This is a genomic window from Streptomyces scabiei 87.22 (assembly GCF_000091305.1).
Taxonomy (GTDB): Bacteria; Actinomycetota; Actinomycetes; order Streptomycetales; family Streptomycetaceae; genus Streptomyces; species Streptomyces scabiei.
Genome location: NC_013929.1, coordinates 6,245,529 through 6,259,811, shown reverse-complemented (window position 1 = coordinate 6,259,811; position 14,283 = coordinate 6,245,529). Strand labels below are relative to the sequence as shown.

Sequence of the window (14,283 nt, the reverse complement as noted above, 5' to 3'; positions counted from 1 at the left end):
CCAAGACTACGACCGGGCGGTGTGGGTCGGGAGTGCGCGCACGGTTCGCCCCTTGCCGTGCACGGTGGCGAGCAGCCCATTTCCTTCCATGTGGGCGAGAACACGGCGCACGGCGGTCCGGGACGCGCCGAACCGCTCACACAGCTTCGCTTCGGACGGGTACGTGTCTCCTACCGAGAGTGAGTCCTCTTTGATCACGTCCGTCATGCGCTCCGCGAGCGACCGGCGGTCGCCTTCCCGGACCACGCGCCATCCGATCCCGGGAGCAGACTCGACGACCCCGTCAGCTTCGAGCGCCTTAAGCGCGCGGCGGATCGTGTTTCGGGAGACGTGGTGCGAGTCCATCAGGTCGGCCTCTGACGGCAAGGTGTCGCCAGCCTGCTCTGCCTGGATCTCGTTTCGCAGCGTCTCCGCAATGACCAGGTAGGTTCCGCGCGGACTAGCATCCGGCACTTCGGCTCCTCTCACGTTGCTCCATCGCTCACTGCCAAGGGTCGCACGGTCCTGCCACGCTCCGTGAGAGAGGCGACGCCAGGCCAAGGAGGAGATGCTAAGCCCGCGGCACGTCGCACCTCCCCATATCGACCCGCTACCACACGCTTCTCACTCAAGGACGACAATGCGGGAGCGTCAGGTACCGGCCCCATCTCGATTCACGTAGTTCCGATCGAAGCATGTTCAGTTGTCGTGCGACACCATGAGCACTGCCGCTATGACGGGATCAGAGCCCACCTCAGCGAGGTCGGAAAATTCCCAGCCAACCTTAAAAGCAGGAAAATCCGTCACTCTTCCTTTGCTGGAAGTTTGGCCACTTTATCGTGCGCATACCACAACCTCTTAAGAGCCATGAGAATCGTGAGCATAAGATGCAGAAAGAGAAAAGTAAGCAGTCCGGTCCAAAGTGATCCGAGCGCCGATGTCGTCGAATGCGTCGCGGCGGCCAGCACTAGCACAGTGATCAGGACGCACCCTACTACGACCGCCCAGGAGACATTGAAGAACAGTTCACGCACTTGCTTAACGACCTCATTCTCCGGATCTAGGCCCTCGTCTCGACGAACGCGCAGGCTTAGCGTGAAGACATTCGTTAGAAGCCCAAACAAAAGCCCCGTAAAAACACCCATGCCACCAATCAGCTTGGACACATCTCGAATATGAAAGTGACCCGCATGAGTCATGATTCCTGCGAAGATCGCGAGCAATATAGGAACGCCCAGGAAGGTCACATAGTCGGACGCCATAGGGCGATCCTTGTTGGCATCCCAGTACGTTTTGAAGTGAGCAACGGCGATCTTGGCAACGCTCCACTTGACGCTCATGCACCCTCCGCCTGCGCAGCCTCAGGTCACGCCTGCCAATCACCGCGGCTGACCCCCATCAGGTCAAGTGAAGCACCTACCTCTGACAACACCTCCCGCTGGAAGGTCGCGTCGTCGGGGCGAAGGCCGTTCGGAGTTTCGATCTGATACATGAAGCGAGGGAAGATTCTGCCCACCACGATGGTTCGGCTCTTTCCGTCGCGCTCGATGTTCAGGTGCACTTCATCGGGGTCTGGAATACCCGTAGCCGTGAAGACTGCGGACGGTGGCAAATCGCGCGAAAGCGCCATTCGGATCCAGTCCTTTTTAAGGCGTGTCCCACGACCGCTTTTCGCCTTGTACTCCTGCGTGCGAACGCCCACCGCTCCATCAGAATCCCGGACACGCACAAGGAAGCTAATCTCTTGCAGTTCCGATTCATCAATGAAAGCGTTCCATGCGCTAGTACTTTGAAGAGGCTCCCTATCGACAACGAGGCGATCAGATTCGTATTCTTCCTTGAACCAGTCACTAAACGGCGTCCAGAGCGAGGTGATGGCTGTAGATTGACCAATCACCTCAGTTGCCCAGATAGCAGACTCACCGGAACGCGGGACGACAAAACATTGCCGCAGAGGGTACGTGGGGGCGTCGGTGGCTTTAATGTCAAACGCATTGTCTCCAGTGTCCGTCGCAACAACAATCCCCGGATTTCCGAATTTTCCCGTCTCGACGGTCGACCACAGGACTCTCGAATTGTCTTCGATTTTCTTAAGTCGAATGTAATGCTCACTCTTCTGGAGAGAAACCCCTTTCGTGCCCAGTTGGTCATTCATGAAATCTTGCAGACTCTTGAACAGGTCATGCCGCCGCGAGTTGAACTCTGCAACAAGGCGCCGCTTATCTTTCTTCATGAATTGCCGCACCGATACCTCGTACAGGCAGAACTGGAACGACGGCATCAGATCCTCCCAAACGGAGCAGCCGACCCTTGCGCGGCTTTGATCACACATGGTGCCGCATCTTGCCGTTCCTGGCAGGGTTTAGGCGGAATCTAGCGGATCGGTACTGTCTGAAGCTCGACTGCGAGAACTCTCACGGCGAGCGGGCATCCACCGGAGGTGATCATGGAGCAGTACCTCCAGCCTGACCGATACACCGAGACAGCCCTCTCGACGCCCTGGGTGTGTGTGGACCTGACTTTCGCGGCGGGCCATGGCTCAGGCCCCCGGGGCCCCGATAAGGGCGAGGAGTTCGTAGGCGCGGTTCCACGTGCCTGACCGCGCTCCGTCTCAGTTTCCGTCTCGTTCATCGCCGTGCACGGTCGTCCGGGGCCGTTCACTCCCCCCGCCAGACACAGTGTGTGTACAGCAATGAACTTCGCCGAACACTTCCGGATCATGCTCCGACCAGCACCGACAAACCTGCAAAGCGAGTTACGTGGGTTCGATTCCCGCCACGGCCTCCAGTACGACGTGACGGCCGACCGCTTCTCCGTGGTCGGCCGTTCTCGTGTGGGCGGTCGGCCGTGCTCGTGCGCCCGGCGGGCGTCAGGGCCCGCGGGGGCTCAGAGGCCCGCGCAGGCCCTGTTGCGCAGGGTCTCCACCCAGCAGCCCGCGGCCGTTCCCTCGTGCCTCTCGCGGTGCAGGAGCCAGAGGGTGAAGGCCAGGGTGGAGATGTCGGCGTCGAGGGGGCAGAGGGTCGACTCGGTCTCGCTCCAGTTGAGGACCGCCCCGGTGGTGCCGTCGACGACGAGGCTGCTGCCCTCGACGAAGTGACCCAGGCGGATCAAGTGGGCGGCTCTGTCCGGGAGTCGGCCGGGGCCGGCGGGCCGGCCGGTGTCCGCCAGGTACTCGGCGAGCGTCGGCAGCGGGATGTCCGTGTCGAGCTGGAAGAAGCCGTGGTCCTCGGGCAGGCCCATGTCCCGCAGGAAGCGGCGGGTCGGCTCGTGGGTGAGCGTGGCCGGGAAGTCGAAGTCCTCGAAGCGCCACACCCTGCTCTGGCCGAACTCCTCGTCCAGCAGTCTGGCGGGCAGGTCCAGCGCCAGTCCGGAGCGCGTGGCCGGTCGCCCGGTCAGCACCGCCAGGTCGTTCATGTCGTTCATGTCGTGCAGATCGTTCAGGTCGTTCAGGTCCGTCAGGCCCATTGTCCCCATCGTCATTGTGCTCATGGCTCCCCCCGGCACATGGTTCGCGGTGTGCGTCCCCCGTGGCGGATCACGCGCCGCCGAGCGGTCGTCGTCCCCACTGCCGAGAACCATACGCCGCCCCACCGACAACGCCCGCCGTACACGCGAACACGCACCTCAGGGGCTGTGCCGGGGGTCGCGCACGCGCCCCTACGTCCCCGTCACCACCGCGGCCTGCGGCCGGATCGGCAACCGGTTCACGGGGCGCCCGGTGGCCGCGCGGACGGCCGCCGCGATGGCCGCCGGGGACGTGACCACCGGCACCGCGCTGGCCGCCTTCGCGCCGAAGGGGGCGACGACGTCCCGCTCCTCCACCAGTTTGACGATCTGGATGTCGGGGGCGTCCAGGGCGGTCGGCAGGGCGTAGCCGGTGAGGTCGGGGTGGCGGATGAGGCCCCGGGGGGTGCGGAGGTTCTCCGTGAGGGCCACGCCCACCCCCTGGGTGACGCCGGCCTCGATGCGGGCGGCGAGCTGTGCCGGGTGCAGGATCCGGCCGACGTCCTGGGCGACGGCCAGCTCCACGACCCGTACGGAGCCGAGCTCGATGTCGACGTCCACCACCGCGCGGATCGCGCAGAACGCCAGGCCCACGAACGCGTCGCCCTGGCCCGCCTCGTCCAGCGGCTCGGTGGGGTGCGGGCGGCACTGGGCGGTGGCCCAGAGTTCCTTGCCGTCCATCGCCTCCGCGACCGTGGTGGACAGCACACCGTCGTACGAGGTGATCTTGCCGTCGGTGATCTGCAGCAGTTCCGTGGACATGCCGAACTTGTGGGCCAGCGGCTGCAGGAGCTGGGTGCGGACCATCTTGGCCGCCCGCTCCACCGCGCCGCCGGAGACCCAGGTGTGGCGGCCCCGACAGCTCGGGCCGGCCGGGGGCTGGTCGGTGTCGACCTGGGCGATGTGGACCTCGTCGATGCCCAGGGTCTCCTGGACGATCTGCCGGGCGAGGGTGGAGAAGCCCTGCCCGGTGTCGACGGCCGCGCACAGCACGGTCGCGATGCCGTCGTGGACCTTCACCGTGGCCGTGGAGACCTCGTCCGCGCCCTCGGCGCCGAGCATGTGGACCATGCCGAGGCCGTAGCCGACGCCGCGCCGGACGGCGCCGGGCTCGCCCGCGCCCTCGGGGCCGCCCGGGAGCAGCCACTCGTCCTCGGGGGTGTCCTTGGGCAGGGCCGGGAGCGGGAACTCCTGGACGGCCTGGAGGAGTTCGGCGACCGGCGCCGGGCAGGTCACGGACTGGCCCGTCGGCAGCACGTCGCCCGTGGACATCACATTGCGCATGCGCAGTTCCGCCGGGTCGATGCCCAGCTTCTTCGCGAGCTTGTCCATCTGCGCCTCGTACGCGGCACACACCTGCAGCGCGCCCTCGCCGCGCACATGGCCGGAGGGCGGGTTGTTGGTGCGGACCGCCCAGCCCTCGATGAAGGCGTTGGGGACGACGTAGGGGCCGCAGGCGAAGGAGACGGCGGCGGCCAGCGCCTCCGAGGAGGTGTCGGCGTACGCGCCCGCGTCCAGCAGGATCTGCGCCTCGACCTTGACGATCCTGCCCTCGGCGTCCGCGTGGTGGCGGTAGCGCAGCAGGGTGGGGTGCCGGTGGGCGTGGCCGAGGAAGGACTCCTCGCGGGTGGCCGTCAGTTTGACCGGGCAGCCCGTCTTCAGGGCCAGCAGGCCGAGCGGGAGCTGGAAGCCCTGGTCCTCGCGGTCGGCGGTGGCGCCGGGGACGCCGGTGACGACGATCTTGACGCGGTCGGGGGCCAGGCCGTAGCAGGCGGCGGCCGCGTCGCGGTCGGTGTGCGGGTCGGTGGAGGCCACGTACAGCTCGACGCCGCCGTCGGGGCGGGGCACGGCGAGACCGGCCTCGGCACCGATGGGGGCGGGGTCCGCGCGGCCGATGCGGTACTGGCCCTCGACCACGATCTCGCCGGACGCGTTCGGGTCGCCGTGGCGCAGCGGGATGTGGCGGATGAGGTTGCCGTCGGGGTGCAGGGGCTCGGCCTCGAACGCCTGCTCGGGGTCGATCACCGGGTCGAGCACCTCGTACTCGACGATGACGGCGGCGGCGGCCATCCGCGCGGTGTCGGGGTGGTCGGCGGCGACGGCCGCGATGGGCTCGCCGTGGTGGCGGACGACCTCGGAGGCGAACAGGGGCCGGTCGGCCTTGCCCCGGCCGTGCAGGGCGACGCCCGGCACGTCCTCGTGCGTGATGACGGCCCGTACGCCGGGCATCTCGCGCGCGTGGGACGTGTCGATGGACACGATGCGCGCGTGGGGGTGCGGGGAGCGGAGCACGGCGGCCCACAGCAGGCCCTCGGCCCACAGGTCAGCCGCGTACGGGAAGGTGCCCTCGGACTTGGCGCGGGAGTCGGCGGACGGCAGGGACACGCCCAGGCCGTGCGGCACCGGCTCGGGGGCTGCCGCGGCCTCGCCGGGGCCCGCGGGCGCCGCGATGACGGTTTCGTTGCTCACGCCTGGCCTCCGTCCTGGCCGAACGACCGGCCCTGACCGCCGTACGAGTCGTCCTGCCCGCCGTACGAGTCGTCCGGGCCGCCGAGGGACTGGCCGCCGAAGTTCTGGCCCTGGCCGCCGTAGGTGTCGTTCTGGGCGGCGAAGTTCTGGCCCTGCCCGCCGTACGTGTCGCTCTGGACCGCGAAGTTCTGGCCCTGCCCGCCGTAGGTGTCGCTCTGCGCGGCGAAGGACTGGCCCTGCCCGCCGTACGAGTCGTCCGGGCCGGTGAACGACAGCCCCTGGCCGCCGTAGGAGCGGTCGGGGTCGTGGGGTGCCTGCGGGGGCGCGCTGCGGGAGTCGAACGCTGCCGTGTTGACGCCGCCGGCGCCGGGGCCCGCCTGGTGCGGGATGCGGGCCTCGTCGGTGTCCGCGGCGGCCTCGTTCTCGGCGGCCGAGTGGGCCTCGCGTTCGGCGACGACGTCACGGACGGCCGCCAGGACGCCCCGGTAGCCGGAGCAGCGGCACAGGTTGCCGCAGAGCGCCTGGCGGGTCTCCAGGTCGGTGGGGGCGGGGTTGCCCTCCAGGAGGTCGTGCAGGGTCATCGCCATGCCGGGCACGCAGAACCCGCACTGGACGGCGCCGCACCGGGCGAGGGCGCGCTGCACGTCGGAGGGCTGCCCGTCGGCGGCGAGGCCCTCGACGGTGCGTACCTCGCTGCCCGCGGCGGTGACGCCGGGGACCAGGCAGGACGCCACGAGCCGGCCGTCGACCTGCACGTTGCAGGCGCCGCACTCGCCCTGCGAGCAGCCGTCCTTGGCGCCCGCGAGGCCGAGCCGCTCGCGCAGCACGTAGAGCAGGGACTCGCCGATCCAGGCGTCGCTGACGGGCCGCTCGGTGCCGTTGACGCGCAGGACGTAGGAGGCGAGGGGGTGGTCGTCGTGCGGGGGCGGGACCGGGGCGGACTCCTCGGCGGACGGCTCCGCGTCGCTCTCGGTGTCCTCCCCGGGAGTGGTCTCGGTCGCGTCGGGCCGCTCGGCTCCGCCCTCGGCCGCGTCGTGCGCCCCGGCGTCGGTGCGCGCCTCGGCCTCGACCGGCTCAGCGGGGTCCTGGGCGGCCTCCGGGGACGGCCCGGCGGTCTCGGAGGCCGTGTCGGCGTACGCCTCCCCAGGGGCCGCCGAGGGCTTCCCGGCGGCCTCCCGGGCCGCGCCCGTCTCGCTCCCCGGCGGCGTTCCGTCCTCGGCCGCGTGTTCCTCGGCCGTGCGCTCCTCGGGGCGGGCCGGGGGCGGCGCGGTCCACGCCGTGCCGATCTCCTCGGTGGCCCAGGGCGCGGCGGCGCCGCCGGGCAGCGTGGCGGGCGGGGTGCCGCCCCACTGCTCGACGAGGGCCGACGTGCTGAACTCCCCGGATTCGTCCGGAAGGTCACCCCCGGCGACCGGAATCGACCACTCGCCCGTCACATCGTGACCGGGAGCGGCCCCTTCCTGCGCGGCAGGCTCCTCGAACGTCCACTGCCCGGTCGAGGCGGGGTTGTACGTGAACGCGTCCTGGGCGGGCGGCTGCGGCTGCCCTGCGTTCGGGTCGTGCCACTCGGCACCCCCGGCCGGCATCGCCCACGTACCCGGGACCGACGGGTCGGTCCCGGCGGTGTGCGCCGTGTCGATGGTGTTGACGGGGTTGACCGGGTTGATGGCGTTCGACGCTATCTGCGGCGGGACATAGCCGTGGCCGGGCGCGGCCAGCGGGCTGTCGGCGGCGAGCAGCGCGTCGATGCCCCCCTCGGGGAGCTGCACGAACGTCGTGGCGCCGTCGTCGTAGTCGCCCTGCGGCAGCCGCTCCCAGCCGCCCTGGCTCCCCTGCTGCGGGGTGCCTTCTCCGTGCTGGTCGTCGGTCACGACAGTGCCCTCCCCAGTGCTCGTCGGGCCAGCGCGGCGACGGTGCGCCGCAGATGCAGTACGGCGGGCGGAAGCGGCGCCACCGTGCCGTCGACCTCGGGGGCCGGATCGGGGATGCAGGCGGCGGCGACGTACTCGCCGAAGGCCTGCAGCGCCTCGGGGACGAGGGTGCGCTCGCCGTCCCAGTCGATCAGCCGGCCGACCCACGCCTCGGCGTCCAGCGGCCGCAGCGGCATCGGCGCTATGGCACCGACGGCACACCGCACCCCGCGCCGGGCGGGGTCCAGGACGAGGGCGACGGAGGCCACCGCGCGACCGGGGCCGGTGCGGCCGGTGGCCTTCAGGAAGACCTGCGGCGCGTGCAGCAGCGGCACGCGCACGAAGCCGATGAGTTCACCGGGCCGCAACATCTCCATGCCGGCCAGCAGGTGCGAAACGGGCATCTCGCGCCGGCCCCCGCCCGGGCCCGCGATGATCAGCGTGGCCTCCAGGGCGGCCAGCACGGGCAGCGCGTCCCCGGTGGGGGCGGCCGTCGCGATGTTGCCGCCGAGGGTGCCCGCGTTGCGGATCTGCGGTGGTCCGGCGGCGCGCGCGGCGGCGGCGAGCGCCGGAATGAGCGCCGCAAAGTCCGGGCGCCCCATCCGGGCGTGCGTCAGTCCCGCCCCCAGGAGGGCGTGTCCGTCCTGGTACTGCCAGCCGCGGATCTCGCTGATCCTGCCGAGCCCGACCAGCGCGGCGGGCCTGAGCTGCCCGGAGTTGACCGCGGCCATGAGGTCCGTGCCACCCGCCACCGGAACCGCCCAGGGCATGACGGAGAGAGCCGCCACGGCCTCGTCGAGCGAGCCGGGCAGGGTCACGGCCTGCGCCGCCTGCGGTGCGTGCGTGGTCAAACCGGATGCCCCTTCCCGCTGCCCCACCTGGTCCGCCTGTGTTGCCGTACGGTACGTGCTGACAGGGCGGACGTGGCAACTCTGGCACATTCTCGCGAGGCCCGAACGCCGGGGTCCGCCACGCGGCATTCGCCCACCTCACCCGCGAGGTGGTCCGTTTTGGAACGGCTTCACCCATAGGTGTGCATTGCCACTTGTGTTGCCCCTCACTCCCCTTGCGCCTCTTGTTCCCCGGGAGGCCACGGTCGCAGGGCACGCGCTTTCGGTCCCCCGGGTTCGCGCTCGTCTCACACGTTCGGGGGCTTCCCCTCGATCGGACGTCCGAGCACGCCGGGCCGCCGCTGCCACGGGCGCGGGCCCGAAGGCGGCCGATAACCGACCCCCAGGGCGTCGAGCCGCCGGTAGTGCGCGGCCATCCGGCGCTCGAAATCGGCGAAGTCCCGCTCGGCGGGGGCGGGGAGCCGGCTCCAGGCCACCTCGGCGAAGGCCGCCAGGCGCGGGAAGGTCTGGTAGTCCACGCGGGCGGCGTCCTCCATCGCCTCGGTCCACACGTTGGCCTGGGTGCCGAGCACGTGCCGGGCCTCGTCGGGCGTCAACTCCGGTGGCACCGGCTCGAACCGGAAGACGTCCTCCAGGGTGCGCACCCAGCCGATGGGCACCGGCTCGTCGGGGCCGCCGTCCTGACGGTGGTCCAGGTACACCTGCTGCTCGGGGCACATCACCACGTCGTGGCCGGCGCGGGCCGCCGTGATGCCGCCCGCGTAGCCCCGCCAGGACGACACGGCCGCCCCCGGCGCGAGGCCGCCCTGGAGGATCTCGTCCCATCCGATCAGGCGACGCCCGCGCGCGGTCAGCCAGTTGTCGAAGTGCCGGACGAACCACGACTGCAGGGCGTCCTCGTCCGCGAGCCCCAGTTCCCGGACACGGGCCTGCGCGGTGGCCGAACCGCGCCACTGGTCCTTGGGGCACTCGTCGCCGCCGATGTGCACGAAGGGCGAGGGGAACAGCTCCAGGACCTCCTCGAACACCCCCTCGTAGAAGCGCAGGGTGCCGTCGGTGGGGGCGAGGACGTTCGTGCTGATGCCCCAGGTGTCCCAGACGGTGAGGGCGGCCGTGTCGACGACGTCGGTGTTGCCGAGTTCCGGATACGCGGCGATGGCGGCCTGGCTGTGTCCGGGGACGTCGATCTCGGGCACCACGGTGATGTGCCGCGCGGCCGCGTAGGCGACGATCTCGCGGAGGTCGTCCTTCGTGTAGTGGCCGCCGTGCGGTTTCTCCTCCCAGAGCGGTGACGCGCGGTGGCCGAATCTCGTGCGCGCCCGCCAGGAGCCGACCTCCGTCAGCCTCGGGTACCGCTCGATCTCGATCCGCCAGCCCTGGTCGTCCGTCAGGTGGAGGTGGAGGACGTTGAGTTTGTGCGCGGCCATCAGGTCCACGTAGCGCAGGACCTGGTCCTTGGGGAGGAAGTGACGGGCGACGTCGAGCATGAGGCCGCGCCAGGCGAAGCGGGGAGCGTCCCGCACGGTCTGGTGCGGGACGCCGTAGGTGCCCCCGGGGCGCACGGGGGCGCGCCGGAACGCCTCGGGACCGAGCAGCTGGCGCAGGGTCTGGGCGCCCCAGAAGACGCCCGCCGGACCGCCCCCGCGGATCTCGATGCCCCGGTCGGGGGCGGCCCCGAGCCGGTACTCCTCCGGCGCCAGGCCGTCGTCGAGGCACAGGCGTACGGCGTCGCGGGCGTCCTCGGGGCCGGGCGGCAGGGACAGCCCGAGGGCGGCGCCGACGGTCGAGCGCAGCCAGCGGGCGGTGTCCTCGGTGCCCGGCGCCGCCCACAGGGTGGTGTTCCCGTCGAGCGGTACACCGCGGCGCAGGGGGCCCTCGACGGCCAGCGGCGCCGGGATCAGGTCGGTTCCGGTCCGGTCGGTGGTCATCGGGTCCGTCCGTTTCACGTCAGTCCTTGACCGCGCCGCCCAGTCCGGAGACCAGCCGCCGCTGTACGAGTACGAAGAAGACCAGCACCGGGAGCGTCATCACCGTGGAGGCGGCCATCACCCCTCCCCAGTCCGGGTCCTCGGGCTTGTAGAACACCAGCAGGGCCATCGGCAGCGTCGACCGCGACGTGTCGCTGATGATGAACGACTTGGCGAACAGGAAGTCGTTCCAGGCCGAGATGAAGGAGAAGACGCTGGTGGCCACCAGCCCCGGGAGGACGAGCGGGAAGAGGATCTGCCAGAGGAACCGGGACCGGCTCGCCCCGTCGAGCTGGGCGGCCTCCTCCAGCGACTCGGGGACGGCCTGCACGAAGCCGCGCAGCATCCAGATCGCGAACGGCAGCGAGAACGCGATGTGGGGCAGGATCAGCGCGCCCAGGGTGTTGAGTTGGCCGAGGTCGCGCAGCTGGAAGAAGAGCGGGATGGTGAGGGCCTCCACGGGCACCATCTGGGCCACGAGGAACATGATGAGCAGAGTGGTCCGGAACCGGAAACGGAATCGGGTGACCGCCGTCGCCGCGAGAAACGCGATCAGCGCGGAGACGACCACCACCGTGCAGGCGACGACAAGGCTGTTGGCGAAGTAACGGCCGAATTCCTGCTGCCCGAAGACGCGGCGGAAGGAATCGAGGGTCGGCGCGAGGGTCCAGGGCCGGGGTTCGGCCGACTCGATCTCCCCCGTCGGCCTGACCGCGCTCAGCACCATCCAGTACAGCGGAAACGCCACCACGGCCGCGATGACCAGGGCCGACGCATCGGCGGCGAACCGCCGGGGCCGTCGCGGGAATCCCCTCGAATTCACAGCTCCTCCCCCTGTCGGCGCAGCAGTCGCAAATAGACCAGGGTGACCGCCAGCAGAATCACCAGCATCACCACCCCGATGGCCGAACCGAGGCCGTACTGGGAGGACGCGAAAGCCTTCTGGTAGGCGTACACGTTCAGGACGAGGTTCTGGCCCGCGATACCGCCGCCGCCCGTCATCACATAGATCTGGGTGAAGACCTTGAAGTCCCAGATGATCGACTGAAGGGTGACGACGACGAGGATCGGCCGGAGCATCGGCGCGAGGACCGACCGCCAGATCCGCCATGGCGAGGCGCCGTCCAGGGCCGCGGCCTCCAGCACCTCGGACGGTACGGAGCGGATGCCGGCGTAGACGGTCACCATCACGAACGGGAAGGAACACCACACCACTTCGAGCAGGACGAGGAGGAAGGCGCTGTACCGCCCGTAGGTCCAGGAGTGGTCGCCGAGCCCCAGGACCCGGTTGACCGGGCCGAAGTCCGGGTCGAACAGCAGCAGCCACACCGTGGAGCCGGTGACCGCGGGCGTCGCCCACGCCCCGAGCGCCGCCAGCATCAGCGCCAGGCGCGGCACGGCCCGTACTCGTGTCAGCAGGACGGCGAGCGCGCACCCCACGGCGAGCGTGGACACCACACAGGCCGCCGCGAAGACGACCGTGGACAGGAGCACCCGCCAGAACTCGGCGTCCACGAACAGGCGTTCGTAGTTCCCCAGTCCCCGGAAGGACGCCGGTTCACCGCCGCTGACCTGGGCCTGGGTGTACTCGAACAGCGAGATGAGGCCGAGCTGGTAGACGGGGTAGAGGAGGAGGGCGCCGAGGACGACGAGCGCGGGGGCGAGGTAGAGCCAGGGGGTCACTTCACGCCGGCGGGGCGGACGGGCCGCGGCTCGGGTGAGCGCGACCCGTCCGGCGGTCTTGTCGACCGTGTCGTGCACCGCCATCGGGTCAGCCGACCGTGCCGAACACGTCGTTCATCTGCTTCGCCGCGTCCGTCGACGCCTCGGCCACGTCCTTCTTGCCGCTGACGACGTATTGGAACATCGTCGGCAGCACCAGCGAGGCGTCGATCTGCGCCCAGGCCGGGGAGGCGGGCACGAACTTCGTACCGGAGGAGAGCGTCTTGACGAAGGGCTCGATGAACGGCTCCTTCTCGGCCGCCGCGGCCCGTGCGTCGGTGTACGTCGGCAGGAAGCCCATCGCGTCGAAGAGTGCGCCCTGGGTCTTCTTGGACGCCAGCCGCTTCATCAGGTCGACGGCGAGGGTGCGGTGCGTGGTGCTCTTCAGGACGCCGACGTTGTTGCCGCCCGCGAACGCCGGGGCCACCGAGCCGGGCTTCACCCCCGGAAGGGGTACGACCGCGTACTTGCCCTTGACCTTGCCGGCCTCTATGGCGGCGTGGCTGAAGTCGCCGCCGATCGCCATGCCCGCCTTGCCGGCCGCGAACGCGGTGACCGTGTCGTTGCCGCCCATGCCCGCGCACTTGGCGGCCGGGCAGTTGTCGTCACCGAAGAGCGAGGTGTATGCCTCGATGCCCTTGCGGGCGGCCGGGGTGTCGATCGTGGAGGCGTACGAGCCGCCCTTGCCCTCGGCCATCTCGCCGCCGTGGGCCCAGACGAAGGGCATCGCGCCGTAGGTGTAGGCACCGCCGACGACGATCCCGTACAGGCCGGGCTCGGCGGCGCGGATGCGCTTGGCGGTGGTGGCCAGTTCGGCCAGGGACTTCGGTGCCTCCAGGTTCAGGCGCTCGAAGACGTCGGTGCGGTAGTAGAGCGCGCGCACACCCACGAAGAAGGGTGCCCCGTAGACCTTGCCGTCGACCGTCACGGAGGTTCTGGCGGTCGGGTCGGTGGCCTTGGCGTCGGACCAGTCGTTGAACTCCCGGGTGATGTCGGCGAGTCCGCCGTCCTTCACATAGCCGGCCGTGTCGGTGTTGCCGTACTCGATGAGGTCCGGAGCGCTCCTGGGGTCGTTGAAGGCGGCCTTGATGCGCTGGGCGCGGGTCTCGACGGGGATGTACTCGACCTTCACCTTCGCGCCGTCGTGCGCCTTCTCGAAGGCGGTGACCACCTTGTCGACGACCTGCTGCTTCGGCTCGTTGTTCACCTCCTGGAAGAGCCAGACCCGCAGGGTGCCGGTCTTCTCGTCCTCTCCCGACGAGGAGTTGTCGGAGGTCTGGGGGGCGCAGGCGGTCAGTCCGGCGAGGGCCAGGGCCGCGACGGGCACGACGAGTCGGGTGGCGAGCCTCATGAAGCTGTTCCTCCGGAGGGGGGAGCGGAGTGTTGCATTCTCTGCAACGGGCGTTCTGCTCTACACAACACACCGGAGGCTATGGAGTACATGAACATGACCACAAGAGGTCTGTACCACCTTGTGATCCGAAAGCGACGCTCCGCGGGAGCGGCGGACCCGGGGCACCACGAAGGCCGGAGGCACCCGGACGGCACGGGGCGCGGCCCCTGCCGTCCGTACGGGTGCCTCCGAGCCGGTCGTGCGGGTTACTTCTTGCCGTCGCCCTGGTCGTCGCCGCCCGCGCCGAGGGACTCGAAGATCTCCTTGCACATGGGGCACACCGGGTACTTCTTCGGGTCACGGCCCGGGACCCACACCTTGCCGCACAACGCCACGACGGGCGTGCCGTCGAGGGCGCTCGCCATGATCTTGTCCTTCTGGACGTAGTGGGCGAAGCGCTCGTGGTCACCGTCGCCGTGCGACGTCTGCGGCGTCGGCTCGACGAGGGTCCCCGTACCAGTACCGCGCTCGGGCTCAAGAGTGCTCAT

The 14,283-nt window shown here is 69.9% G+C and carries 12 protein-coding genes; all 12 read right to left on the bottom strand.

Annotation, left to right across the window (positions count from 1 at the left end):
- Positions 1-6: 6 nt before the first annotated feature.
- The 12 genes from SCAB_RS26755 to SCAB_RS26700 all read right to left on the bottom strand — a co-directional run bounded on the left by SCAB_RS26755 (position 7) and on the right by SCAB_RS26700 (position 14,283).
- Positions 7-453: a GntR family transcriptional regulator gene (locus SCAB_RS26755; RefSeq protein WP_041669692.1), complete on the bottom strand. Its 447-nt coding sequence runs from the start codon at positions 451-453 to the stop codon at positions 7-9.
- A gap of 329 nt (positions 454-782) precedes the next feature.
- Positions 783-1,319 (bottom strand): hypothetical protein, encoded by a 537-nt coding sequence (locus SCAB_RS26750; RefSeq protein WP_013003204.1) that lies wholly within the window; start codon positions 1,317-1,319, stop codon positions 783-785.
- A gap of 26 nt (positions 1,320-1,345) precedes the next feature.
- Positions 1,346-2,260, bottom strand: coding sequence for a hypothetical protein (locus SCAB_RS26745; protein WP_106437313.1), 915 nt, complete (start codon positions 2,258-2,260; stop codon positions 1,346-1,348).
- Positions 2,261-2,865: 605 nt separating this feature from the next.
- Positions 2,866-3,444, bottom strand: a complete 579-nt coding sequence (locus SCAB_RS26740; RefSeq protein WP_041669690.1) for an SUKH-4 family immunity protein — start codon at positions 3,442-3,444, stop codon at positions 2,866-2,868.
- Between the two features lie 192 nt (positions 3,445-3,636).
- The gene (locus SCAB_RS26735; RefSeq protein WP_013003200.1) at positions 3,637-5,952 is read right to left on the bottom strand and encodes a xanthine dehydrogenase family protein molybdopterin-binding subunit; all 2,316 of its coding nucleotides are present in this window, start codon (positions 5,950-5,952) and stop codon (positions 3,637-3,639) included.
- Entirely contained in the window at positions 5,949-7,823 is a 1,875-nt protein-coding gene (locus tag SCAB_RS26730) for a 2Fe-2S iron-sulfur cluster-binding protein (protein ID WP_013003199.1), read from the bottom strand. The genes SCAB_RS26735 and SCAB_RS26730 overlap by 4 nt, the downstream gene beginning before the upstream one ends.
- Positions 7,820-8,713: an FAD binding domain-containing protein gene (locus SCAB_RS26725; protein ID WP_037729468.1), complete on the bottom strand. Its 894-nt coding sequence runs from the start codon at positions 8,711-8,713 to the stop codon at positions 7,820-7,822. The genes SCAB_RS26730 and SCAB_RS26725 overlap by 4 nt, the downstream gene beginning before the upstream one ends.
- A gap of 287 nt (positions 8,714-9,000) precedes the next feature.
- Positions 9,001-10,641, bottom strand: coding sequence for a beta-N-acetylhexosaminidase (locus tag SCAB_RS26720; RefSeq protein ID WP_037729675.1), 1,641 nt, complete (start codon positions 10,639-10,641; stop codon positions 9,001-9,003).
- A 19-nt stretch (positions 10,642-10,660) separates the two neighbouring features.
- Positions 10,661-11,503 (bottom strand): carbohydrate ABC transporter permease, encoded by an 843-nt coding sequence (locus SCAB_RS26715; protein WP_013003196.1) that lies wholly within the window; start codon positions 11,501-11,503, stop codon positions 10,661-10,663.
- Complete coding sequence (locus SCAB_RS26710; RefSeq protein ID WP_037729467.1) at positions 11,500-12,447, bottom strand: carbohydrate ABC transporter permease; 948 nt, start codon at positions 12,445-12,447, stop codon at positions 11,500-11,502. The genes SCAB_RS26715 and SCAB_RS26710 overlap by 4 nt, the downstream gene beginning before the upstream one ends.
- A 4-nt stretch (positions 12,448-12,451) precedes the next feature.
- Positions 12,452-13,753, bottom strand: a complete 1,302-nt coding sequence (locus SCAB_RS26705) for an extracellular solute-binding protein (RefSeq protein WP_013003194.1) — start codon at positions 13,751-13,753, stop codon at positions 12,452-12,454.
- Positions 13,754-14,001: 248 nt separating this feature from the next.
- On the bottom strand, positions 14,002-14,283 hold the full coding sequence (locus SCAB_RS26700) for a DUF3039 domain-containing protein (protein WP_005486786.1): 282 nt from the start codon (positions 14,281-14,283) through the stop codon (positions 14,002-14,004).